The organism is Pontibacter cellulosilyticus, from assembly GCF_014306105.1.
GTDB lineage: Bacteria > Bacteroidota > Bacteroidia > Cytophagales > Hymenobacteraceae > Pontibacter > Pontibacter cellulosilyticus.
The window spans coordinates 35,176-59,982 of sequence record NZ_JACRVF010000004.1; the positions used below are offsets into that span (position 1 = coordinate 35,176).

The window sequence follows — 24,807 nt, forward strand, 5'->3', positions numbered from 1 at the left end:
ATACTATGCTGACAGGCCGAGTAAACGCACCGGAAATAGATACCGAATATGGCTGGCTTAACACCGATAGGGCCTGGTCGATCAAAGATTTTAAGGGTAAGATTGTGCTCCTGGATTTCTGGACCTTTGGCTGCATTAACTGTCAGCACATTGTGCCAGACCTGAAGCAGCTGGAGGAGGAGTATGTGGATGTGCTGGTGGTGATAGGAGTGCACTCAGCCAAGTTTGACGCCGAAAAAGATAACCAAACCATAGAGCAGGCCATCCGGAAGTTCGGGATTGAGCACCCGGTGGTAAACGATGCCGACTACAAGATATGGAATTACTACGGCGTACGCGCCTGGCCTACTATTGTGCTGATAGACCCGAACGGAAAAGTGATAGGCCAGCATGCTGGCGAGGGAGTATACGACACGGTGCGCCCATACATCCAGAAACTGAAAGAAGAGTTTAAAGAGCAGCTAAACCACGAACCGTTCGAGTTTAAATCGTCTCCGAAACAGTCCGAAGGTTTATACTTTCCGTCTAAGCTGATCTGTGATGAAGAAAACAACATATACCTGGCAGATAGCGGCAACAACCGGATACTGAAACTCGACCAGCAGGGGCAGGTACTGGAGGTGATTGGCAGCGGCGAACAAGGCTTTAACAACGGCGGCTATGCCGATGCCACATTTTACGAGCCTCATGGCATGGTGATACACGGCAATACTTTATACATTGCTGACGCCAAGAACAACGCCATCCGGAAAGTAGACCTGAAGCACCGCATGGTTAACACGGCAGCCGGCACCGGAGAACTGGAATATTACTTTTTAGATGATAAGCTTAACGAGCTAGTAAACCCCAACAGCCCTTGGGATTTGCTCCTTTACCACGACAGCTTATTTATAGCCAGCGCAGGAAACCACCAGATTCTGCGCATGGACCTTGAAACAGAACAAGTATACCGCTTTGCCGGCACAGGCCGCGAAGCTTTAACAGACGGCACGCTACGGGAGGCAGCCTTTAACCAGCCCAGCGGCTTGGCCCACAACGGGCACGTACTTTATGTAGCCGATGCCGAAGCCAGCGCTATACGTACTGTTAATCTTAAAACAGGTATGGTACTTACCCCACTTGGCAGAGGCCTTTTTGATTTCGGGGATGCAGATGGCCACATAGACGATGCACTGCTGCAGCACTGTGTGGGCCTGGAGATCATAGACAGCGACGTATACATTGCCGACACCTACAATGGTAAGATAAAGGTGCTGGACTTATCCAGGAACCGCGTGTACACCCTTGCCAGCGGCCTATCGGAGCCCAACGACCTCATCTTTTTGAACGGAAAGCTGTGGGTAACCAGCACGAATAGCCACCAGCTGTTTAAGGTAGATCTAAACACCGGCGAAAAACAGGAAGTTAAGGTAAAGCTGCAGCTGCCTTAAAATAGCACCAGCTCCAGCTTTACATTTACGCTGCCATCTGCTGTGCCTGCTGCTGCTTTACCCGCAATGCCTGCTGTATGTGCCGCTCCTGGTGCGTAACCACAAACTCCAGCGTTTCACCAATGCGCAGCTTCAGCAGTTTAAAAAACTCAACGGGTACAGCCTTTTTGTTCAGGTTTGTGCCTTTCGCGTTTTGCAGCAGCTGTTGCAGTTTCTCCTGGTGCATCAGGAACTCATCTATGGCACCGCGGCCCAGCTTGCTGTTGTTGGGGTTCATGTGCTTTACTGTTTTGTGCTTCTTCGCGTTTTGCGGCCGCACCATGTCCAGCGACTTCTTGCCCAACCAGCTGTAGTTTATACTTTCCAGAAAATTTCCATTACTGTTTTGAGCAATGGCTTTAGCCAGTGCTGGGTTGTAGTAGCGGCTGTAGCGGTTAAGGTGTTCCAGGCACTCCAGTATGCTCCAGCTCTCGGCACTAGGCTTGTAATTTAGGGCATCTAAGTCCAGTTTGGCAAACTCGTTGGTTACTGTTTCGGTAAGTGTGCGGTTGGCTTGTGTTAGTAGTTCTAGCTTGTTCATAATGTTCATAGTTTTATTTTGTACGCTACAAAGGTAGCATCGCCCTCACTCGCTAACCTTGATCTAAATCAAGATTTACAATTAACTCTACAAAACGTATACTTATACTGCAGATCGTCCAGTATTTTACTTATAATGTAGTATAAATTATTTAAATTGTTCAGCTTATTAAACTTCTGATCATGGGAAAGATACTTTATCAACTTTTGTTTTCCGCTGTGCTGGTTCTGGTTGCAACTACTAGCGCAACTGCTCAGTTTGCCATTGTAGATAACACAGGTCAGCCTTTTTTAACAAAGAACTATACAGATGTACAAGGCTCTGCATACCTCTACGACAGCTGGAAGAAGGGCAGCGTTACAACAGCCAGAGACATCACTTATGATGGTATAGAACTAATGTATGACCAGGTAGAGGACCAGCTGATCTTTAAAGGCTCGGGTGGCGTGGCTAAAACATTTAACCAACCTATAAAGGCCTTTACTTTAAAAGCAAGTAAAGACAACGCCATATTAAAAGAGCAGGTATTTTTAAGTGGTTTTATGCCAATTGACGGTGCAAAGCCTGCTACTTTTTATGAAGTATTGGCCGATGGAGAAGTACAGCTGCTGAGAAGATCAGCTAAGAGAATATTTGAAGAGCTGCCTTACGGCTCTGCCACAAAAGTGAAAGCCTTTAAAATTGATTCTTTCTATTATATCTCAAAAGAAGGTAAGCTTACAAAAATCAAGAACGACAAAAAATCTGTGTTGCAAGCTTTATCTGACAAGAAAACAGCCCTTGAGTCTTATATAAAAACAAACAAGCTGGATTTAAAAAAGGATGAGGAGCTGGCAAAGCTGATAACATACTACAACACATTGTAAATACATACCGTGCAGGCACTTTCCGCAGCGCTGCAAAATAAAATTTATTAATCTTATAAGTATATTTTCAGAGTACTGAATTTTGAATTCAAAAAAAGTATAAATTGATTCAATTTCAGACCCTAAAAACACATGAAGACTTTATTAACGAAACTAGTATTCTCTGCTGCTCTGGTATGTGCGGCAGCAGCAAGTGCATCTGCACAATTCGTGGCTTTAAATGACCACCTGGGAGTACCTGTACGAACAAAATCATACACGGATGTAAAAGGATCTCCTTTCTTGTTTGATGACTGGGTGAGAGGCTCGGTTATTGTAGCAAACGGCACCAAATTCGAAAAGGTAAACCTGATGTATGATCAGGTGGCTGACGAGTTGGTTTTTAAAAGCGAGAAAGGCGAAACTAAAACATTTGTTGATCCGGTAAAGGAATTCTCTTTCAAGCGAGAAATAGACAATGTGGTTATTGGCGAGAAGGTTTTTCGCAATGGATTTACTCCGATTGACGGAGCCAAGCCCCATACTTTTTATGAAGTACTGGTTGATGATCAGACTAAGCTGCTGAAAAGAACATCGAAGAGTATAATGGAGGAAATTACATACAGCTCTGCGACTAAAGTAAAGAGTTTTGAGACCAACACCGCCTACTATATCGCCAGAGACAACAAGCTAACTAAGATCAAAAACGATAAGAAGTCTGTGCTGGCTGCACTAGGCAACAAGCAGCCTGAGTTGGAGACTTTTATCAAGAAAAATATGCTGGACCTGAAAAAGGACGAGGATTTTGCGAAATTGATCGCTTATTACAATACGCTATAGTATAAAGTATACTTAAAGCAGCCGGCATGTAGTTCTACAACTATGTGCCGGCTGTTTTTTTTGTGTCTACTAAGTATGGCTACTGCTTATACTTTTAACCTGCTAAGCGTTTCTGGCGTCATGCGCAGGTAAGAGGCAATATACTTTTTGGGGATATGCTGGAAAAGGTGTGGACTGCGCTGCATGACACGTTGCAACCGTTGCTCCGGCTCTGGCAACAGCAGGTCTACTTCGCGTTCTATTTTGCCTACCAGTGCCTTCTCCAGTTGCTCGTACCAGAACCGTTTTACGTTTGGCCGCTGCTCCATTAGCTGTACAAAATCACGTTTGCTAATGCCTATCAGCTCGCTTCTTTTTAAGGCTTGGATATAATAAGCAGAGGGTTTGCCATCAACAAACGACGGAAAGGAAACCAATAAGGTGCCGGGGTAGCCAAAGCCTACACAAATGTCTTCGTCGGGGAGAGGATAGTAAATGCGCAGCGCACCCGAGGTTACAAAATATAAACCCTGCTCTACCTGCCCCTGCTGTATCAGGAAATCATACCTGTTTAGCTGCACCTGTTTCTTCCAGAGCGGCAAAAAAGCTTCAATATCATCCAAGGTGAAGTATGGGACTTGTTGTAAGAGGGTGCGGAGCATGGGAAGCTTATAGTAACATTAACAATTGCTCTTCTCTTTCTATGTCTTCCTTATTAAAAGGCAAGGCTGTGGTAATTCTATCTTCTGTAGCCAATTTGAGTAAAATCTTCTTTTCAGAAATTACCTGCGCATAAATTGTTTTATGATGTTGTAGCTGCCTATGACTATACCAATTATGCAGCTCTTTTACTGGCAAAAAGTATTTATCAACTAACTCTTCAACATTAATGTAATTCTGCTGATAACTTAAAAACTCTTTTGCCTTTGATTTCCAATCATCGCTTTCTACTTCTAGTGATGATTTGACTAAATTGAAGGATGTACTGGCGATCCTACCATCATGTTTTCTTATAGAAATTACAACAGGTAATTTATCATGACTTATAAAGTTCCTAAGGCCAATTACAAAATGATGCAAAGCATTATTTCTAAAACTCTTATCTAGTTTTTTTTCATACTCATCGTAAATTAGGTCAGCCTGCATGTATAACCTATCCCTGTGGTTCCTTGTGTGAGGAACTAGTGCTGCTGCAGCGGAACAAAAATTGAACAGTAGTCTGATTATATTATCTTGAAGATCCCAACGAACCTCTTTGCTCTCCCATAAAGTATTGTCAACACTTCTAATATTGTGTTCCCATAGAGCAGCCTTTAAGTCACTATAGTTACCATTGAAAATTTTAAAGGAGCGTCTAATACTTTCAATATCTTTAAGAAGTAGATAATTTTCTGACTTCTTAAATTCTTCAATTAAATGCAGTGACTGAGGAAACTTCATTATCATTAGCTAAAGATTATACTAATATAAGAACTTCTAATTCTATTTTGGCACCCTCACCTCCTTTGCTCAAACCCATCAAACCCCTTCAGTTCCTTCAGCGTCTTTACATCCACCCGCTCTACACGTGCATTTTTAGGCCCCTCGTGCACCCACTGCTCCAGCTTACGAAGCGCTGTTTCATCTCCTTCGGCCTCTAAGTATACGGTGCCGTCATCTTCATTCTGCACGAAGCCGGTAAGGCCTAACGCTTCGGCTTTCTCTTGTGTACTGGCTCTAAAAAATACCCCCTGTACTTTGCCATGTACACGCATGGCGATGTGTTTGTGGTTGCTGCTCATGAGTATAAGTCTGTGAAATGGTCCTCCTATGAACGATTAAAGCAGGGAGTGGTTAAGACAGCGGTTAATAGTATAGCCAGTGCCCTTTTACCTGCCCCTTAGAGTTTACCTCCAGCGCCGGGAAAGGTAGCTTAATAAAGAACATGCCTTTAAAGATAGCGTTAAGCAGTTTGTTATCCGTTTTGATGCGTGTCCAGTCGATATCAAGGGAGAGCAGGTATTGGCGGTAACGTTCTGTTTCGGGTAAGTATGCGCCGCGGTAATAGCGCCTGTTCTCAAACTCGCCAAACATGCCATTGGCACTGTAGCCTACTGCCACGCTGGCCCAATCGGGTACAGTTTTCTTAAGCGCCAGTTTATTGATCGGAACACTTAGCCAGTAGGTATGGGCATTGTAGTCCAGGAACAGGCTCTCCAGGTGGCTGTCGCCGAGGTAGCCGTTGGCCTGGCTGTAGTAGGAAGAAGGTGAAAAACTGAATTTATACTTGGCTACCTGCTCATCGAAAAGTAATTCCTGACCCACCACAATGGCAGAGCCGGCGGCATTAGCCACCATATCAGGCACAGAAAATCCCCAGCCTTCATAAAGCCCATCGTATACTTCAATGGGTGTTTGCAGTACCAGCCCCAGCGTGCCGCCATACAGCAGCGCCTTACCTTTCGGCACGCCTGCATTGCGCAGCAATTTGTATCCAATATAGCTCTCTACATAAGCCCCGAAGGCGTGGCCAAACTTATCTACCTGCTGGTAGCCTTTTGTATCGTCGTAGAAGTGGAACGGTACCCGCTCATGGTCTTTGTACCAGATAAATTGTAGGTAAGACATACCTGCCAGGTAAAACGCTGCTTCCGAGACTATAACAGGATAAAGCTTTCTGCGGTTTACGCTGCTACTGTCAGCGGCTGTGCTGTCTATGGCCTGTGCAAAGCCCTGAAAGGTAACAGGTAAAAACAGAAGCAGAAAAACCAGCGATTTTATTGGAGCCATTTATTCTAGCAGTGATAGCTATACAAGGCTCAAAGATAAAGCTTTAGAGGATTATTTTTCTTTTTGTTGCTGCTGATTCTTCTGCACCTGCTGTAGTTGTGGCAAGGTTATCCAACCATGTCTGAAAGCATGTTCGGCGGCTTTGGCACTGTTTTGCACCAACAGCATATCTACACCCATTGCTTCAACTTTATTGCAAATCTCCTCTACTTCACGGGCGCGGCCATCGTCTGTCACATCCCTGATGTACACACACAACACTTGCTCCGGATAATCCTGTACTACTTGCTGGTATACTTCCGGGTCGTTTTTGCCGCTATCCCCGATAAGTATAAACTTAAGGTTCGAGTATGTGCGCAAAATGCCGCAGATCTGGTTGTACTTTATCCGGTGCTTATGATTCTGTTCAAGGTTATCGCCGAAATCGCGCAGAAAAAGTGGCCCCTTTGGTATATCCTGCGCCTCCATAAAGCTAACCAGAAAACTGTACATGCTCCATTGGCTGGAAGAGACATAGTATAACGGGTTGTTGCTACCCTTAAGCACCTGCAGCAGCGAGGCAATACCAGGGAATGGACTTCGCTCCTGTGCATCTTCAAACAAACTGTGTTTTAGTTGCCCCGTTATACTTGCCATGCCAGAGATCATCACGGTATCATCTACATCGGAGATAATGCCAAAGCGGGCATCCTGCTCCGGCACAAATAGCCGGCCCTCTGCCTCCAGTTCGTCTTTGCCTGTTTTGCGCTCCAGCAGTTCCAGCTTCATACAATAGCCAGCCTCTTGGTAGTCAATTGGCTTATCCGGTGTAAATTCTATCTCAAAGTAGCCTTCTTTATTGGTTTCTACCTCCTGCTGCATGCCAGCAAACGAAGCTCTAACCTTAACATGTGGGATGGCACTTAAGCCGAAACGCCGGACCATACTAAGAAGCTGCTCGCCACTGTTGGCTTCCTGCTTGTCGTCCTGCTTCTTGTCTTTCTCTATCACACGCCCTTTCAGGTACACATATATCTCTGAGCCATAGCCATAAAAGGGTAGTATTTGGATAGGGCGCAGCAGGTGCAGGTCTTCCTTTATCTTTTCACGACCAGCATCAACTTCCTGCTCCAGGCGCACAAAGGCCTCGTACAGTCTATTCATCATATCTGCCATACTACAGGTTGTTTCTGAATAAACTGGCAAAAAGGCTGTGTTGTTTACAAAAATTAAATCTAAACAGCTACAGGCGCAACTTTAGTTTTTCTTTTCGTCTTCTTCGCAGGCCTGCTTCACGTCCTCCAGCTGGCCCTCGTTGATCCAACCCATTTTCAAGGCATGCTTGGCTGCTGTGTAGGTTTCCTCCACCAGCTCCATCTCCACGCCATTTCCTCTCAGCTTCTCGGCTATACCTCGTACCTCTTTATCCCGCTTGTCCGGCGACACATCGCGTATGTAAACACCCAGAATACGATCCGGGTATTCTTCTACCACCTTCTGGTATACTTCAGGGTCGTGCTGTCCACTGTCGCCGAGGCATATGAATTTAAGGTCCGGAAATGTATCTATGATGTGGCGTATCTTCTCAAGTTTATATTCTTCTTCACTGGTTTCAAAATCGCCTCTGTCTAGCCGGGTACCTTTATCACGCAGTAATAGTGGGCCTTCGGGAATGTCGTGCGAGCGGAAAAAACTAATGAGCAGGTCGTAGAGGTTCCATTCGCTACCCGATACATAGAAAAGCGGGTTCTGCCCTTTTCCGTCGCTGCCTTTGCGCAAAGCCCTGAAAAATCCTGCTATACCCGGAAACGGACTGCGTTCTGTGGCATTCTTTGTCAGCATCAACCGCAGCTTCCCCATAAAATCTTTTATGTTTGACACCAGCACAGTATCATCAATGTCGGAGATGATGCCAAACTCAACATCTTTGCCCGGAGCAAAAACATATCCCTCTGCCTCTAACCTGTCGTTATCGGTCTTTTGGTCCAGCAGTTGCAGCTTTATCTTGTTATCGGTGGTGCTGTAGTCTATGGCTGTATCAGACTTGAACTCTACATTAAAATATCCTTCTTCATCTGTTTTTACCTCCTTCTCCTGCCCGGCAAAAGTAGCCTTTACCCGCATGCCCGGTATCTCGTCTGTTTCGTAGCGCTTGTAGGTATCCTTAAGGTGTTGAAATACAGAGTCGCTTTCTTTAGACTGCTTTACCTTTTCGTCTTCCAGTACGCGGCCTTTCAGATACACATACTTTTCGTTACCAAAGCCATAATAAGGCATAATATTGATAGGCTCGAGCAGGTTTAGCTTGTCCTTTACCTTAAACTTGGCCATAGAAATAGAGTGCTCTGCCTTTTCTAGGGCATTAAGCAACTTGTCTTTTATATCGGGGGATAAGTCTGCCATGGTGTTTGCTTTATTCTTTTGAACGGGCAATGCCGGTACAAGTTAATCTCAGATTGAAAGTATACTTTAGAACGTTTACTCCGGCTGAATTTGTTATCGTGGAGGCAGGTATAGCTGCATTGCAAAATTGTGACTATATTGGCCGCCCCCTTCGCTGTGGGATCGCTTTAGATTTTAGAGATTTACAGAATGTCGTTATTATTCAATGATTTTAAGAGCTGGGAGAAGCATTGTGCCGAAACCGGCGAACCGCTTTACCAGCCTGTGCTGGAGTACGAGATAGAGCAGAAAGGTCGCACTGAAGACTTTATCTGGGAAAATATTGCCAAGGCCTACGAAGTGATGAAGGATGCCGTACAAACCGGCCTTACCGAAAACATGACCTCCCGCTCTGGCATGGTAAACAACAGCGCTAAAAAAGTGGCAAAGTCACCGGTAACGGTGTTGTCGCCGGAGTTTCAAATGCTGGTGTCGCGTGCGCTAGGTGCCAAAGAGGTAAACTCGTGCATGGGCCGCGTAGTGGCTGCTCCTACAGCCGGGGCCTCTGGTATACTCCCGGGCACACTTACTACCCTGCAGGAACTGCACGGGCTGGAAGACAGAAAAATACACGAGGGCTTGTTGGTTGCTGCCGGTATTGCTCTAATTATAGAGCAGAATGCTTCGTTGGCAGGTGCCGTGGGTGGCTGCCAGGCCGAAACAGGTAGCGCCGCCGCTATGGCAGCCGGAGCCATTGTTTATTGCCTGGGCGGAGATGTGCAGCAGGTATTTAACGCCGTAGCCATTACCATACAGTGTATGCTTGGTTTAGTGTGCGACCCTGTTGCGGGACTGGTAGAGGTGCCTTGCATTGTGCGTAACGCGAGTGCAGCTGCTATTGCCTACTCCTCGTCGCAATTAGCCATTGCCGGTGTTGATCCGGTTATACCTGTAGACCAGTGTGTGGCTGCCTTAGGTGAGGTAGGTGAAAGTATGGAACGCAAGTATAAAGAAACTGCCGAGGGTGGCTTGGCCAATACACCAAAAGCCCGTGAAATAGAGAACTTTGTGCTGGTGCAGGATGTGGAAATCTTACCTGACGAAGACGCGGAATAAGTTAAAGAGTTTAAGAGCTAGAAAGGTGGAGGGCTATTATGGTCTTCCACCTTTTTTTATTTGAGCTTAGGATTAGCAGGATTATAACCATTAAATCTACCATAGCAGCAATCCTTATATATGGCAAAGTATACTTAAAACAAAACCGCCTGAGCCAGCAACTGGCCCAGGCGGTTTATACTTTATGCTAATAGCAACTTACCATTTATAGTACCCATTCTCTTCCCCGTCGTTTAGAATTTCGGCGGCAGTGTTTGGGCTACGGTTTATATCGTTTAGCTTACGTTCTTTCCAGACAGCGGCAGATTCTCTTACCACCTCCAGGTGAGCATCCGACTTAATTCGTTCCTCTTCACGCTTAGCTTCCACCTCATACTCGGTGCGGGCAAAGAATTTAGCTTCCGCTACAGCATGACGCGTATCGTACTGCTTCTGCCGCTCTGTTACACGCTGCATCTCCTGCGTAGTACGTTCGTGCTCTACCCCTTTCAGGATATCGTCATAAGGACCTTTGTTTGAAATAAGTTTCGTAAAGATTGGGGCCGTTTCGAGACAGATGAACAGTAGCGTAATGAAGAACACAGGCAGCCATGGCAACTCGTCCAAGGCATTGATGCGTGCCATCAGGCCATCGTAGTTAGAGAAACTCTCCTGGCCCTCGGCCACAGTATCATCATACTTTGCCATCAGATCCGCTATGCGCTTTTCTTTAACCAATATCCTATCGGCAGCGCTGGCCTGCAACAACTTCAGTTCTTCGTCTACTTTATCGTACTGGCGCTTTTTCTCTTCGTAAATAGGGCCTTTACCCACTTTACCTGTACCACCTGTTCCGTCGGCCTCAGCGGCTACCAGTTCATACAGTTTGTTGCGCTCCTGCACTTTAGCCTCTACTTCCTGCCTGATAGCAGCAATTTCCGACTTTACCGAGTCTACCTCGGCAAACTGCTTTCCAACCAACGCTTTGTGCTGTATGGCCAGTTCTGCCTGCTTCTCTTTAAGTATAGCCTGAATTTCTTTGTCGAAGATTTTTAACTCCAGCGGCTTGGATATAACCACTGCCAGCACCAGGGCCAGCAAAATACGCGGCGTTACCTGCAGCAGCTCTTTCCAGAACTTGCCTTCCTTGCGGAGAGTAGAAACAATAAAGCGGTCAAGGTTAAATATTACGGCACCCCATAGCAAGCCAAACAAGATAGCCAGGCCAACAGTATCGAAAACGGTATAGAGGGCATAAGCACCCGATATGCCAGCCAGCAGGCCGGTAAAAAATACGGTGGCACCGATGCCCGCATATTTCACGTGCTCCGACTTAGAGCATTTTTCAAGTATAGTATCGTCGGCGCCGGCACACCACCAAAAGAATTTTCTCATGTAAAAAATTATCTGTACAGACAAAAACTGACTTTGCAACTGCCAGTTATCTAATAACGTGCAACTTACTGGCTTTTATACTTTTATACACTACTTTGTGATGAAAAGGCCATTAAAAGTGACGAACTCGCAGTTAAATTGGCAACAGAATCGCCTGATGTTAAAGTTCAAAGTTTTTGATGTACTCTCTGCAGTTAAGTAAACATTAATAAATAGCTAAACTAATGCCTTGGTAAGCCAAGAAACAGTTATTGCAAAAAAGTATACATCATCTTTAACCAACAATTGCTGTTAACTGTTACGCCTGCATGGCTTGTTGCCAAAGCGGCAGTGCTTCTGTTTTTATGTGCGGGTTGAAAAGGGGTAATTAATTTATCGTAAATTTGTATAAACACCTGCAAGAGATGGCAGAAACTTATACTTCAGACTTCGGCACTATTCTCCTCTTCCTGATAGGAGGTGCGCTATTTGTTGTGATTGGCTTGCTTACAAGTAAACTTATCCGGCCAAAGCGCCCAAACCAGGAAAAGCTTACTACTTACGAGAGCGGAGAGGAGCCGATAGGAAATGCCTGGATACAATTTAACCCGCGGTTTTATGTGGTGGCGCTTATCTTTATCATTTTCGATGTGGAGCTGGCGTTTCTTTTCCCGTGGGCAACTGTGTTTGGCAGAAGAGAGCTTATAGACGCTACAGATGGAGCCTGGGGATGGTTTTCGCTGATAGAGATGTTTATATTTATCGGGGTGCTGGTGCTGGGCTTAGCCTATGCTTGGGCTAAAGGGCATTTAGACTGGATCAGGCCAAAGCCTGTTATCCCGCAAAGTCGTTCTAAAATTCCGATGGATGTGTACGAGCAATTCAATGCAAAACAGGAATCTAGAAATAAAGTGTAATTGGTGAGAGCCCTATATCGCTTTTGCCGCTCATAATTTATTATTCATAACTCATTATTACCTTGGATAAAACCGGAGAAGGAGGCGTTGTAATTACCAAACTGGACGATCTGCTTAATTGGGCGCGGCTTACGTCGCTGTTCCCGATGGGCTTTGGCCTGGCTTGCTGCGCCATCGAAATGATGGGAGCCTACTCGTCGGGGTACGACATGGACCGCTTTGGCATTATACCCAGGGCTTCTCCGAGGCAGTCGGATGTGATGATCGTGGCTGGCACGGTTACCTTTAAAATGGCTGACCGTATTCGCCGCCTGTATGAACAAATGCCGGAGCCTCGTTATGTGGTGTCGATGGGGAGTTGCTCTAACTGCGGCGGCCCTTATTGGGAACACGGCTACCATGTAGTTAAGGGCGTGGATAGAATTATACCTGTGGATGTGTATGTGCCGGGTTGCCCGCCAAGGCCTGAGGCGCTGATTGGCGGCTTCCTAAAGCTGCAGGAGATCATCCGAAAGGAAACGATACGTGCGCCAAGAGCCGTGCAACAAATTATGGCGAAGCGTGCGCAGCAAGGGCAGCCGGTGGCAGACGCAGATAAGGCTCCGGAGATACATTCATAATTTATAATTCAGCATTCTTAATTAATTGCCGTGTCTTTCGAAGAGTTAAGAGATTTTATAGTAGATACTTTTGGCACTGAGGTTATACTTGAGGCCAAAGCAGATAACCTGCAGCCTTACCTGCTACTGCAGACAGAGCGCCTGCCGGAAGTGTGCCTGGAGCTGCACGACAATCCACTTACCTACTTCGACTTTCTCTCTTGCGTAACTGGCATCGATAACGGACCTGAAGCCGGCACCATGGAGGTTGCTTACAACCTGTACTCCATCCCTCACCACCACCACCTGACGCTAAAGGTACAGGTGCCGCGCAACAACACCCCGGAGCAAAGTATACCAGATGTACCCACTGTCAGCCACATCTGGCGCACCGTCGACTGGCACGAACGTGAGATCTTTGACTTGCTTGGCATCTACTTTAAAGACCACCCCGACATGCGCCGCATCCTTTGCGCCGCTGATTGGGAAGGCCACCCGCTCCGAAAAGACTACAAGCTGCAGGACTACTACCACGGCATTAAAGTACCTTTCGACCAGCATAACATACTAAACGGCTTTAAAGGCGAACCCATCAGCTTTACAAACAAGGCTGACAACGAGTTTGGGGATAAGCGGGAGAAGCCGGAGTAGGAATTTATACTTGACTACCGTTCTCCAACCACCCCTGGCCCCGCCTTGGATAAGGAGGGGTTAGGGGTGGTTGGACCACAGCAACTATAAAACAAAAAAGCCACCGGTTATACTACCAGCGGCTTTTTTATACTTTAATAGCTATACTTATTGTACATTCTTAAAGAAGGTAGGAGAGTTGCCATACAACGGCGTACGGCCATCCCACTTCTCTATAAACTGCTGCTGAATGAGTAGTGGCGTGAGCGTGCGCTGGCGCAATTCATTCGCTTTAGCTTCGGCTTCGGCCTCTACAATTTTTTTACGTGCTTGCGCCTCGGCAACTTTCAGTTCGTTTTCTACCTGCATGGCTTGCTGTACTGCTTTGTTTTTCAAGTTTACAGCCTGCACAATTACCTCCGGGTACTGTAAGCCGCTTGTCATTTGCTCCAACTCGAAACCTTCTTTACGCAATGCTTTATCCAGCGCTATCTGCACTTTATCCTCAAAGCTCTGGCGGTTCGAGATAATGCTGTCAGTACTGTACTGGTTAAACTGAATTCGGAATGCGTCGCGGGTATAATTGTAAAGTGTGGTGGTCGTTATCTGGTCTATGTCCTTACGGTACTTGGCAAAAATGCGTGGGCTCTCGCCGCCTATCACCCTGAACGAGATAGTTGGATCTACAGTAAACACAGAGCCATCTTTCGCATTTACGGTAAATGCACTATAATCCACTGTTTGCACGAATGTCGGAAACTGGAAAACTTCTTCTGTGAATGGGTTATACCACACACGCCCTGTTACCAGGCTCACATCCTGCACACCTTTGTCGGAGCCGTAGAGCTTAACAAGTATACCTTCGTGGCCTGCATCAATACGTGTGCAAGACTTCATGGCAGTAATGGAGAAAACAAGTATAAGAATGAAAGTAAGGCTCCATGTTAGGACCTGACGGGCATTGTTCATGAGTTATGCTTTGAGTTTATTAATGGAAAACCGAATAATGAAGAAATTAGCTATAACGAGTACTATTAGTAAACCCAATCCAATAGCCACATCAAGATCAGAAGGTTCACGTAGCCTAGAAGCCACTTCCGTAAAAGTTAGAATATCGACCAGGAGCAGCAGGCCGAGCAGGAGAATATATGCGAATTTCATACAGGCAGTCAGGGAAAAAGGCTGCTGCTTGTGTACAGCAGCTTAAAGTATAATTTATATCAAATATAGCCTTTTTTATATAGACTGACAAAAAGGAAGGCTAAGGCTTTGTTGTTTTGTAGGTGATCACCCAATAGTGGGTAAAGTTAGTGAGCTCTATATCTGTTGCGATGCCTTGGAGCAGTTGGCGAAGTTGGCCTTCTATTGGGAAGTTTTTAAGCACTTCATGTGTACTGCCATTGCTTAAGGTACGGTTCTGATAGGTATTGCCTTGCTCATCTGTTCGTGCAAGGGGCAAGCTGCTGTCCGCTACATAGTTGTTATCAACCATTACTACAGTGCCTCCCGGGTTTACGCTACTGTTAATGATCCTCAGGAAAGTTGGCAGTTCCTGCAGTTTAATATGCGACCAGATAAACCCGCCAAACAGGCTCTCATACTTTGCCTGTTGGTTTAGGGTGAACAGATCTGCCTGTTTATAGCTAACATTTTCGTTGGGGTACTCTTTAGCACGTGCAATATCCAACACCGCCTCATTTATATCAGTGGCAAGTATAAAGTGAGCTGTTTCGGCAATGCGTTCTGTCCAGTAGCCAGTGCCGCAGGCCACCTCAAATACCGTTTTATCTCTAAAGATATCCTGTAGCAGCTTTGTTAGCTGCTGTAACTCTCCCTGCCGCTCAGGCTTCTGGTACACCTGCTCATATTCCCGGGCTCTTTCCTTGTAGTATAAAACTATGTCGGTGTTCATAAGAGAAATAGTTTCACTTCTCTAACAGCAGGCTATCTTTTCCTATACTTTTCAACAATGGTTACCTGCTCATTATCGTCCACTCCATCAAACTTCATAAAGTAGTCTCTCTGGGTTAAAACTACTTCTAGCGTCAACCTGTCTTTTGTGTGCTCTACTACTTTATAATCCAGTAGCGTTGTACTAGACATTCCATCCGGAGACAGAACAAGCCTTTTCCCGTCTACAGACCAATTACCAGCAGTGTAGTTTTTATAATACGATTTATCTTTTCTAATGCCCAGCCAAGTCGATTTGCTTATGTCTTCTTGCAGCTTACCGTTAGCGTAGATCTCTTCTGACTGCCAGTTACCTACTAATTCATCGGGCTGTACAACAGTATCTTTGCACGAAGCAAATATGAACCCTAGCAGCAAAAGCCAAAGTAATTTTTTCATGTTAGATTTAGATCAAGATATAGAATAAGTATAAACGTCCTAAATGTAATTTATATCTATTAAATATACTATATTTTTAAAGACATAGCACTTGCTACATATCTTGATCTGTTTCGCCACCGATGCATCTATTATTTTAAGTTCGCCCCTCTCCAAAATCTTAAGTATAGATTCATCATTCAGTCTTCATACTTGAGTTAATTGGCCATTTATAAAACCAATCTTCTGCAATGTAATAGAGTGAATGCAAGTTGCAGTTGATTAAATCTATAATAGCAAATAGTGCGCTATTTATTCTGTATTAGTAGCAGTTCTAAAACACTTTATAACCAAAAGCTACCGAGAATGCACTTTCAAACCTGTTAGTCCAGCTCTGATTTTCTACCATAATTTTATTTAGTTGATAACCAACCTCTATACTGTATTTGTTATTGAGTTTGTAACCAAGATTAGAAACAAAAGCAGGCATCATGCTAGCTTCATTTTTATCTAAAGAATGTTCCCTTTCAGCACTTTCCATACTAAATACCTGCGATGGACCTAGAAGCACGTTAAAAGCTACAGCACCGCCTAAGAATAATTTTGAGCCTTCTCCAATAAAGAAATAGCGCTTAACACCTAAAGGCAGCATTATGTGGGAATAGTTTACATGTAACTCACCCTCTTCGGATGATACAGCCCACGGACTGTAGGCATTTGGGGTGTGCCTGTGATTTACAAATTCATAAGTTCGCTTGTAGTACTGAAATGTTGGCTCAAAAAAAACAGACCATCTCTTTTTGTTTACCGGCAATACATACTCCATCTCTAATCCTATTTGTGGGGATAAGGCTTTATCGAATTCGGAGTAATAACGTAGGTACTTCGTATGCTTCACCCGATTCTCGTAGTATATTATGAGTAGTTTTTGCTCAACATTTAAAGCAGAAATGCTGGATCCTATCTTAACCGAAAAATTGTAGTCGCCTTTCTCTTTCTTTTGGGAATAGTTGATATGATTAACATCAAAATGTTCATTGTATTTAACAAATAGCTTAACCAAGTCTTTTTCTTCATAACCAACTTTTTCGAGTTGCTCCATCGTTATAGTTGGGGACTTTAAGTTGTTCCAAAGCTGTTGCTGATAACTTTTATTTTCTCCGAAGTTAACCTCATTGATCATGTACTTTTTATACACCAGCTGCTCTGTAGCTTTGTCATCTAATTTGTAGAAGAATCTGCTTAGCCCTCCGCGATCCTTGTAAGAATAAAGCGAAGCTTTACCCTCAATCAAAACCTTCAGAAATAGCTGCTCTTGTTCAAACTCAGGCTCTCTTGAATAGTCCATTTCTCTGACGTTACTAGAAGACCGATCTATTTTTATATCGAGCCGCTTATACTTATGCACAGTATTTAAAATCTCAAACTCCTGCACATCATTGATGCCGGCAAACTTTGCCTCAGCACTTTCGGAGAGCTTGTACTCAAACGATATCGGGTTAGTACTTTTATCAACGTTTTTTATTAGGCATTCTACCTTATTGCCCTCGTTGTCGATGAAATAGGCAGGCTCAAAACTACTCTGGCCAAAAACATTTAAGTTTAATAGGAAGAATAGGATGGAGAGTAAAAGTTTGTTCATAAGCTAAAGGTTAAATAAATATAAGTTTAGTATTTGATGAATGAAGTTAAAACATTAGATAATCAATATATTGTGTATTTCACCATAAACCAAACATCATATGTTATTTATTAACAAGCAATAATATAGGCAACTACTCCAGCTAATATATTCCCTGTTTTAAGTCCCTCTTTTTTCCGAACTTTGATGATCAGTTAACACAAAGCATAATTTCTTGAGCCAGTCCACCATCTATAAAAACTACCTGCTGCAATCGGAGCCGAACAAATTCAGCCTTGATACCCTGAAGGCCGGCGAGATGATTGTGAACATGGGACCTCAGCACCCGAGCACACACGGTGTTTTGCGCTTGGAGGTGGTTACAGACGGAGAGATTGTGCAAAACGTAGAGGCACATATCGGTTACCTGCATCGCTGCTTCGAAAAACACGCTGAAAGTATGGCTTATAACCAAACCATACCTTATGTAGATCGCATGGACTATGTAGCTGCGATGAACTCGGAGCATGTTTGGTGTATGGGCGTGGAGAAATTGATGGGCATTACAGATCAGATTCCGAAACGGGTAGAGTATATCAGGGTACTGGTGGCTGAGCTAAACCGTATTGCTTCGCACTTTGTGGCTATTGGTACTTATGCCATCGATATTGGCGCGTTTACCCCTTTCCTGTGGCTACTGCGCGACAGGGAGCACATTCAGAGATTGTTGGAGTGGGTTAGTGGAGCGCGCATGCTGTACAATTACATTTGGGTAGGTGGCCTGTACTACGACCTGCCCATTGGCTTTGAAGAGCGCTGCCGTGAGTTTATTGATTACCTGATGCCAAAGCTCGATGAGCTGGACACCATACTTCTGGAAAACAAAATCTTTTTGGATCGCACAGTTAACGTAGGAGTACTGCCCCTGAATGTGGCAATTAACTACGGCTGCTCCGGACCTATGCTGCGTGGCTCAGGCTTGAAATTTGATTTGCGCCGCGTAGACGGTTACAGCGTATATCCGGAGCTGGAGTTTGACATTCCGGTTGGTAAAGGCTTAGCAGGCACACCCGGTGATTGCTGGGACCGCAACTACGTGCGCGCCCAGGAGTGCCGCGAGTCGGTAAAGATCATTCGCCAGTGCCTCGAGAGGCTTACCGGCGATCACAAACGCACCCCAGATTTTGACCCTCAGGCTGCTTGCCCTAAAAAAATACGCATGACAGGCAGCCAGGAATTATACTTCAGGGCCGAAACCCCGCGTGGTGAACTAGGCTACTTTTTCCGGACCACAGACAAAAGCGATGTGCCGTTCCGGTGCCATGGCCGTTCTCCCTGCTTCTCCAACCTGTCGGTGCTGCACGAAATTGCTAAAGGCTGCATGGTAGCCGACCTTATTGCCATTGTTGGCTCCATAGACTTTGTGTTGGGCGAAGTAGACAGGTAAACCCCTAGTAAGCTGAGTCCGTTTATAATATATTTACTTTTTAGTGCAACTCCTGTGACTCAAGCAGGAGTTACTACTTTGCTATACTTATGAGATTGAATAGATTTTTCACACTACATCTGATTTGGCTTAGTGTGTTATTTGCACCTGTTGTGGCTGATGCCCAGGTAAAGCCAAAGAAGGCACCCCAAGCCGACACGCTTAAAACCATCTCGCTGGATCCTAATATTTTTGTACCTGCTGATACCGTACTTCCAGGGCAAAAGAACCCTTTTACAGAGTCCCAGCGTCTGGAGGGCGACAACAAGCGGTTCCTGAAAAGAGCAGTCATACCTTCTGCCATACTGATAGGCGCCGGCATCTATACGATACAGGAGCGAGGCATTATCAGTAGTTTTGATGTAAACGATGCCCGTGATAAGGTACTTTCGGATTTTGCTACCAATGCCGATGACTTTCTGATGCTGGGGCCTCTGGTTGGCTTGTATGGCTTTAACATTATCTCTTCGCAGAATAGGCACGAACTTGGTCGCCAGACACTCCTCCTTTTAGCTTCAGGAACGCTGGCATCTGCATTTGTGTGGCCAACAAAAAAACTAACAGACATCGACCGCCCTAACGGGAAACCCTTTGCCTTTCCGTCAGGGCACACAGCCTATGCCTTTACCATTGCTACTTTCATGGATAAAGAATTCCGCCACAAGAGCCCGTGGGTAAGTGTGGCAAGTTACTCGATTGCCGGCGCAACCGGTGTGTTACGCGTGCTTAACGATGCACATTGGATGGCAGACGTTTTGGCTGGTGCTGGAGTTGGCATACTTTCCGTGAACACAGTATACTGGGTACATGCCAAATTAACGCAGGGTGGAGGGCTTAATACAGCCGTTATTCCGGTTGTGTTACCAAATGGCTCGCCGGGCATGGGTTTAACTGTAACTTTCTAGTATATCAAAACCTTTTATAAGAAAAGGCGCTTGTTCCATTGCGGGAGTAAGCGCCTTTTCTTTTTATCTTTACCAGATGCATAGGTTTCTCATACCCTTTCTTTACTTTATACTTGTAGCCTCTGCTGCTCTGGCACAGGTACGCAGTGTGCGGGGTGTGGTGCGCGATGCTAAAACAAACGAAAAACTAGCTTTTGTAAGTATAGCTGCCAACGATGGCGAAACAGGAACTACTACTAACCTGGAGGGGCAGTACCAACTGCGACATAGCAAACCGATCCAGACGCTGCGCTTTAGTTATGTAGGGTACGAGCCGCAAATCGTTTATCTTGATTCGCAACAGGTAATCAATGTTTACCTGCAGCCGTCGGCTGCACAGCTGCAGGAGGTAGTGGTTATGGGCACAGGAGAGAACCCCGCGCACCGCATTATCCGGTTGGCAACGCAAAACCGCGACCGCAACACCATCGATAACTTACCGGCTTATACTTACCGCACGTACAATAAATTTATAGTTACCGCTGTAGATGCCAAAGAAATAGACTTGGGTGATACGCTGCGCCTGTCGCAACAGGACTCCGCTTACCTGAACATGCGCAACCTGTTGGCAAAGCAGCACCTCTTTCTGATGGAAAGTATAACCGACTACGCTTACCTGAAGCCGGACAAAGTAAAAGAAACCATATTAGCCACGAGGGTATCGGGACTGCAGCAGCCTAGTTTTGGTGTAGTGGCCGCAGAAAGCCGCGACTTTTCGGTGTACGAGGATATGCCGGTGTTCTTTGGCAAACGCTACCTCAGCCCCTTAAGCCCCGGCAGCACCCGCAAGTATGATTTTGTGCTACAGGAGACAAATATTGTTGGCCAGGATACTGTTTTTGTTATTTCTTATAAACCGGAGCAGGGTAAGAACTTCGAAGGGCTTGAGGGATTGCTATACATCAACAGCAACGGCTGGGCTGTGCAGAACGTGCTGGCCCAGTCAGCAGCCAACGACGACAAACGCGGCATTAAGCTACAGCAGCGCTTCGAAAGAACCAGCCCTCAAAACCGCTGGTTTCTCACAGAACTGGATGCAGAGATTACTATTCCGCAGCTATCCTTTAAAGGGCATCAGCCTTATGGCCGCCTCCGCACTTACATTACCAACATCAATATCAACCCTAACCTGCGCAAATCAGACTTTGGGGTAATTGCCCTGGCTCAGAAACCAGACGCGCACCTGCAGCCAGACCAATTGTACCAGCAGTACCGCCCTGATTCCCTTACTGCCAAAGAACAATTTACCTACACCCGCATGGATAGCGTAGGCCGTGCCGACAAACTGGACCGGACTATCCGGTTGATGGAATACCTGATAGCAAAACAGATATCGTTGGGCCCGATCAGTTTAGATATAAATCGTTTGTTTAAAGTAAGTGCTTTCGAAGGCGTGCGTTTGGGAGCAGGTGCCCATACCAATGGCTTATTTTCGGAGCGAGTTATACTTGGCGGCTACTGGGGATATGGTTTTAAAGACGAAGAGGCGAAGTATGGTGCAGATGCAGCCGTTATACTTCATAAGCCGTCGGAGCTACAGGTAAAAGCTATATATTTTGAGGATGTGCTGGAGCCAGGAGGCAGGCGTTTACCGTTTCAGCAGAAAAGCTTGTTCACTGACCTTCGTCCTAACCTACTTACCCAGCGAACCTATGCTACCCACAAAAGTATAGCCCTGTCCGGCAGGCTAAGCCGCTACCTGCAGGCACAAACACAGCTGCGGCAGGAGCAGCACCGCCCAACGTTATTTACTCCGGAAGATGCCCCGCTCCCAAAGTATAACCTCACAGAAGCTGTTGTAAGCCTGCGCTATGCCTACGGCGAAAAGTATATGCAGCAGTTTAACCAGGTTTTACCCATGGCGTCTGAGTACCCGGTGCTGTGGCTGCAGTACACCCGTGGCCTGGATGGTGTACTGAACGGTGACTATAGCTACAACAAGTATGAGGCAAGGCTGGAGGCAAGTGCAAGGCACCGTACTTTTGGTCAGAGCAGCATTAAACTTACCGCAGGATTGGTAGATGGAGACGCTCCTTTCTTTATGTTGTTTAACGGCTTCGGCAGTAATAACCCTAACTATAAATTCTATGCTGCCGAAGGCTTCGAAACCATGCGCCCTTACGAGTTCTTCTCCGATAGATATGCCGCCCTGCTTTTCTCCCAAAACTTTGGCAAGCGCTTTCTGCGCAACAGCTTCTTTAAGCCAGACGTTATAGTTGTAACCAATATTGGCTTCGGCGATCTGAAACAGGCTGTGCAAGACGTGCCCCTGGCAGAGATTAATAGCATGCGCAAGGGTTTTTATGAGTCTGGTTTGATCCTGAATAACGTGATCAGCTCTGCCTTCACTGGTATTGGTGTCGGTGGCTTTTACCGATATGGACCTTATGCGTTTGATGAGGAGAAGGACAACCTGCGGGTAAAACTTACCCTGACGGTGGCGTTTTAAACTCTCAGGTCATTACTGAACTCATTGTTTCATAATTAGTATACCCTGATAAACCCATACTATATTATGAAAATCCTGACCGCAGCACAAACCAGAGAGGCAGATGCATACACCATAAAAGCAGAAGGAATATCTTCTGCTGACTTGATGGAGCGAGCCGCAAAGGCTTTTACCACATGGTTTGAGAACAAATTCCAGCCTACGAAAGAAGTACTGGTGTTCTGCGGGCCGGGCAATAACGGCGGTGATGGGCTAGTGGTGGCTAGACTGCTGCATCAGCGAAACTATCCTGTGAGGGTATTTACAGTGGGAGCCTCCGAAAAAGCATCATCCGATTTTAAAACTAACCTGAAACTGTTACCCGATGAACTAAAGCACTTCCATATTGAAGAAGCGAATCAGGTGCCTGACCTGAACGAGGACCTGAACGTAATTGACGCCTTGTTTGGCACAGGATTAAACCGGCCGGTTACAGGTATTTTTGCGGATGTGATCGAGAAGCTAAACAGCAGCGCCGCCTGCATCACCTCCATCGACATCCCTTCCGGTCTTTTCAGTGATAGCCAGACTCCTTACGAAGGCGCTATCATTAAAGCTGATTATACCATTAGCTTTGAACTTCCCAAGCTGGCTTTTCTGCTACCCCAACACGAAGAATACATAGGTGAATGGCACGTGATCCCAATAGGGCTAAGTGAGCAGTTTATATCAGAAACAGAAACTAATTTATACTATACCACCTATCGGGACATACACTACAAGCTAAAACCACGCAAGAAATTCTCGCACAAAGGTACCTTTGGGCATACCCTGCTGCTATGCGGAGGCTTTGGAAAAATGGGCGCTGCTGTGCTGGCTGCACGTGCCTGCCTGCGCAGCGGTGTAGGTTTGCTCACGCTTCAGGTGCCCTCTGCTGGCTATACAGTGTTACAAACTGCCGTACCAGAGGCCATGACGCTGGCTGATAAAAGCAGGAAGCACCTTTCAGAACTCCCACAGGATATCAATAAGTATAATGCAATAGGAGTTGGGCCAGGTTTAGGTACTGAGCGCATTACCAAAACAGCCATCGGACAGTTACTGGCTACTTCTTCTCATCCTTTGATTATAGATGCCGATGCTATCAATCTGATAGGCAGCAGCGACAAACTTAAAGCGCAGCTCCCCAAAAACCGCGTTATCTTTACACCCCATCCCAAAGAGTTTGAGCGGCTGGTAGGCAAAAGCAACAACGACTACGACCGCCTTAGAGACATGCTGGAGTTCTGTGCGGAGTATGGATGCTATGTAGTACTCAAGGGAAGCAATACTGCGATTGGCACACCGGAGGGGAAGCTATACTTTAACAGTACAGGCAACGCAGGCATGGCAACAGGCGGCACTGGCGATGTACTGACAGGCATTATCACAGCCCTTGTAGCACAGCATTATACTTTAGAGGATGCCTGCCTCTTGGGCGTGTATGTTCATGGGCTTGCCGGAGACTTGGCTTCAAGTAAAGTTGGTGACATTGCCATGACTGCATCTGATGTAATTGACCACCTGCCCCAAGCTTTCCTCCATCTGCAGCAATCTAGCTGAAGGCCAAGTATACCAATCCCGCATGCAGTAGCATAGCACCGTCAGCCAATAGTGCATAGTATATTCTTGGTTTGTGCTCATCAGAAAAAATAACCACTCCCGCTGCAATAAGCGCACTTGCCATCAAGGCACGTTGTACCTCTCCACCCTCAGAAACCATTGCCAACCCAACATACAGCACCAGCAGCACCAGCGATAGCAGCTTTGTATAGCGCACTCCTATTAAACCAGGTATGGTAAGGGTATTCTTAGACCTGTCGTAAGCGTAGTCTCTTATATCAAAAAGTAAGGCAAGGGCAAGTATAAATAGGAATCGGCGTAGCAACAGGAATAACGCATCCTGATCCATTACCTCTACACCTGCATCCAGCAGAGGAAACATGGCTGTTACCACCGCCCACACATACGCAATCAGAAAAACCTTTAGTAAAGGTATTTTCCTCAGTGGGCGCACCCGCTTAGATTTGTACACAACCGGCACAGTATAGCCCACTGAGATTACTGCCAGGTGTAGTATAACCCACATGTTAATGCTTAAGTCAAAGTATAAGTATACACCTGCTGCACCGGCTATACTTACCGCCCCTACAATTGCCAACAACTTTTTGTTTCGCTGCCACCATTCGCTACCGCTTTTATACTTCTGCTGGTGTGGCCTCCGGATGAAGCTGTAAACGCTGCTCAGGTTGTAGGTAAACAGGGTGGCCAGAAATACGAAGACAGCCAGCGGCAGTGAGATAGGCAGCCCTGCCAGTTTATATGCTTCGATGGTTAGGCTAAAGGCGCAGCAAGAAATAAACACGCTGCTGTACACAGTTATTCCCAGCAACTGCTCTCCTATCCGGTGCTGTCTATACTTGCTGTTTATACTTAACTGTTGGTCCTGCGCCATCTCATGCAATTACGCAACTATTCTTGCCTCTGTCAAACTGCATACAAAACAAAAAGCCTGACGCAGAGATTATCCCTATGCCAGGCT

24 protein-coding genes are annotated in these 24,807 nt (G+C 45.8%); 11 read left to right on the top strand and 13 right to left on the bottom strand.

All coding sequences use genetic code 11. The features are described 5' to 3' along the window. Positions 1 to 5: 5 nt before the first annotated feature. A complete protein-coding gene (locus tag H8S84_RS13495) occupies positions 6 to 1,430 on the top strand; it encodes a thioredoxin-like domain-containing protein (RefSeq protein WP_187067890.1) in 1,425 nt (474 codons plus the stop codon). A 25-nt stretch (positions 1,431 to 1,455) separates the two neighbouring features. Here H8S84_RS13495 and H8S84_RS13500 read toward each other — a convergent pair whose 3' ends face one another. Beyond that, a complete protein-coding gene (locus H8S84_RS13500; protein WP_230407180.1) occupies positions 1,456 to 2,010 on the bottom strand; it encodes a DinB family protein in 555 nt (184 codons plus the stop codon). Between the two features lie 182 nt (positions 2,011 to 2,192). On the opposite strand from H8S84_RS13500, the gene H8S84_RS13505 reads away from it, so the two are divergent. Continuing rightward, positions 2,193 to 2,876 carry a hypothetical protein gene (locus H8S84_RS13505; protein ID WP_187067892.1) on the top strand — a complete coding sequence of 228 codons (684 nt, stop codon included), beginning with the start codon at positions 2,193 to 2,195 and terminating at the stop codon, positions 2,874 to 2,876. A gap of 132 nt (positions 2,877 to 3,008) precedes the next feature. Beyond that, positions 3,009 to 3,695: a hypothetical protein gene (locus H8S84_RS13510; RefSeq protein ID WP_187067893.1), complete on the top strand. Its 687-nt coding sequence runs from the start codon at positions 3,009 to 3,011 to the stop codon at positions 3,693 to 3,695. Positions 3,696 to 3,781: 86 nt separating this feature from the next. On the opposite strand, the gene H8S84_RS13515 is transcribed toward H8S84_RS13510, so the two are convergent. The 6 genes from H8S84_RS13515 to H8S84_RS13540 all read right to left on the bottom strand — a co-directional run bounded on the left by H8S84_RS13515 (position 3,782) and on the right by H8S84_RS13540 (position 8,825). Beyond that, a complete protein-coding gene (locus H8S84_RS13515; RefSeq protein WP_187067894.1) occupies positions 3,782 to 4,336 on the bottom strand; it encodes a Crp/Fnr family transcriptional regulator in 555 nt (184 codons plus the stop codon). A gap of 7 nt (positions 4,337 to 4,343) precedes the next feature. Next, positions 4,344 to 5,114, bottom strand: coding sequence for a hypothetical protein (locus H8S84_RS13520; RefSeq protein WP_187067895.1), 771 nt, complete (start codon positions 5,112 to 5,114; stop codon positions 4,344 to 4,346). 56 nt (positions 5,115 to 5,170) lie between these two features. Then, a complete protein-coding gene (locus tag H8S84_RS13525; protein ID WP_187067896.1) occupies positions 5,171 to 5,455 on the bottom strand; it encodes an acylphosphatase in 285 nt (94 codons plus the stop codon). Between the two features lie 64 nt (positions 5,456 to 5,519). Next, on the bottom strand, positions 5,520 to 6,443 hold the full coding sequence (locus tag H8S84_RS13530; protein WP_187067897.1) for a DUF2279 domain-containing protein: 924 nt from the start codon (positions 6,441 to 6,443) through the stop codon (positions 5,520 to 5,522). Between the two features lie 51 nt (positions 6,444 to 6,494). Continuing rightward, positions 6,495 to 7,589, bottom strand: a complete 1,095-nt coding sequence (locus tag H8S84_RS13535) for an App1 family protein (RefSeq protein ID WP_187067898.1) — start codon at positions 7,587 to 7,589, stop codon at positions 6,495 to 6,497. A 90-nt stretch (positions 7,590 to 7,679) separates the two neighbouring features. Beyond that, a complete protein-coding gene (locus H8S84_RS13540) occupies positions 7,680 to 8,825 on the bottom strand; it encodes an App1 family protein (protein WP_187067899.1) in 1,146 nt (381 codons plus the stop codon). 189 nt (positions 8,826 to 9,014) lie between these two features. Between H8S84_RS13540 and sdaAA the strand changes: the two genes are divergently transcribed. Beyond that, on the top strand, positions 9,015 to 9,920 hold the full coding sequence (sdaAA, locus tag H8S84_RS13545) for an L-serine ammonia-lyase, iron-sulfur-dependent, subunit alpha (protein WP_187067900.1): 906 nt from the start codon (positions 9,015 to 9,017) through the stop codon (positions 9,918 to 9,920). Positions 9,921 to 10,118: 198 nt separating this feature from the next. Here sdaAA and H8S84_RS13550 read toward each other — a convergent pair whose 3' ends face one another. Next, on the bottom strand, positions 10,119 to 11,294 hold the full coding sequence (locus tag H8S84_RS13550) for a DUF4407 domain-containing protein (RefSeq protein WP_187067901.1): 1,176 nt from the start codon (positions 11,292 to 11,294) through the stop codon (positions 10,119 to 10,121). Positions 11,295 to 11,698: 404 nt separating this feature from the next. Between H8S84_RS13550 and H8S84_RS13555 the strand changes: the two genes are divergently transcribed. From H8S84_RS13555 to H8S84_RS13565, 3 genes are read left to right on the top strand one after another with little or no spacing between them, the layout of a single operon-like run. After that, a complete protein-coding gene (locus H8S84_RS13555) occupies positions 11,699 to 12,190 on the top strand; it encodes an NADH-quinone oxidoreductase subunit A (protein WP_187067902.1) in 492 nt (163 codons plus the stop codon). 53 nt (positions 12,191 to 12,243) lie between these two features. Further along, positions 12,244 to 12,810 carry an NADH-quinone oxidoreductase subunit NuoB gene (gene nuoB / locus H8S84_RS13560; protein ID WP_187068276.1) on the top strand — a complete coding sequence of 189 codons (567 nt, stop codon included), beginning with the start codon at positions 12,244 to 12,246 and terminating at the stop codon, positions 12,808 to 12,810. Between the two features lie 30 nt (positions 12,811 to 12,840). Beyond that, a complete protein-coding gene (locus tag H8S84_RS13565) occupies positions 12,841 to 13,440 on the top strand; it encodes an NADH-quinone oxidoreductase subunit C (protein WP_187067903.1) in 600 nt (199 codons plus the stop codon). A 147-nt stretch (positions 13,441 to 13,587) separates the two neighbouring features. Here H8S84_RS13565 and H8S84_RS13570 read toward each other — a convergent pair whose 3' ends face one another. The 4 genes from H8S84_RS13570 to H8S84_RS13585 form a co-directional block, all read right to left on the bottom strand. Further along, positions 13,588 to 14,388, bottom strand: coding sequence for an SPFH domain-containing protein (locus tag H8S84_RS13570; protein ID WP_187067904.1), 801 nt, complete (start codon positions 14,386 to 14,388; stop codon positions 13,588 to 13,590). A 292-nt stretch (positions 14,389 to 14,680) separates the two neighbouring features. After that, positions 14,681 to 15,331, bottom strand: coding sequence for a class I SAM-dependent methyltransferase (locus H8S84_RS13575; protein ID WP_187067905.1), 651 nt, complete (start codon positions 15,329 to 15,331; stop codon positions 14,681 to 14,683). A gap of 32 nt (positions 15,332 to 15,363) precedes the next feature. After that, complete coding sequence (locus H8S84_RS13580; RefSeq protein WP_187067906.1) at positions 15,364 to 15,768, bottom strand: hypothetical protein; 405 nt, start codon at positions 15,766 to 15,768, stop codon at positions 15,364 to 15,366. Positions 15,769 to 16,081: 313 nt separating this feature from the next. After that, positions 16,082 to 17,389, bottom strand: a complete 1,308-nt coding sequence (locus tag H8S84_RS13585) for a hypothetical protein (protein WP_187067907.1) — start codon at positions 17,387 to 17,389, stop codon at positions 16,082 to 16,084. A 214-nt stretch (positions 17,390 to 17,603) separates the two neighbouring features. Here H8S84_RS13585 and H8S84_RS13590 point away from each other — a divergent pair, with 214 nt between their 5' ends. The 4 genes from H8S84_RS13590 (at position 17,604) to H8S84_RS13605 (ending at position 23,828) form a co-directional block, all read left to right on the top strand. Next, on the top strand, positions 17,604 to 18,815 hold the full coding sequence (locus H8S84_RS13590; protein ID WP_187067908.1) for an NADH-quinone oxidoreductase subunit D: 1,212 nt from the start codon (positions 17,604 to 17,606) through the stop codon (positions 18,813 to 18,815). Positions 18,816 to 18,904: 89 nt separating this feature from the next. After that, a complete protein-coding gene (locus H8S84_RS13595; protein WP_187067909.1) occupies positions 18,905 to 19,759 on the top strand; it encodes a phosphatase PAP2 family protein in 855 nt (284 codons plus the stop codon). A gap of 76 nt (positions 19,760 to 19,835) precedes the next feature. Further along, entirely contained in the window at positions 19,836 to 22,247 is a 2,412-nt protein-coding gene (locus H8S84_RS13600; protein ID WP_187067910.1) for a DUF5686 and carboxypeptidase-like regulatory domain-containing protein, read from the top strand. Positions 22,248 to 22,313: 66 nt separating this feature from the next. Then, the gene (locus H8S84_RS13605) at positions 22,314 to 23,828 is read left to right on the top strand and encodes an NAD(P)H-hydrate dehydratase (RefSeq protein ID WP_187067911.1); all 1,515 of its coding nucleotides are present in this window, start codon (positions 22,314 to 22,316) and stop codon (positions 23,826 to 23,828) included. On the opposite strand, the gene H8S84_RS13610 is transcribed toward H8S84_RS13605, so the two are convergent. Next, a complete protein-coding gene (locus H8S84_RS13610) occupies positions 23,821 to 24,720 on the bottom strand; it encodes a UbiA prenyltransferase family protein (protein ID WP_187067912.1) in 900 nt (299 codons plus the stop codon). The genes H8S84_RS13605 and H8S84_RS13610 overlap by 8 nt on opposite strands. Positions 24,721 to 24,807 lie beyond the last annotated feature (87 nt).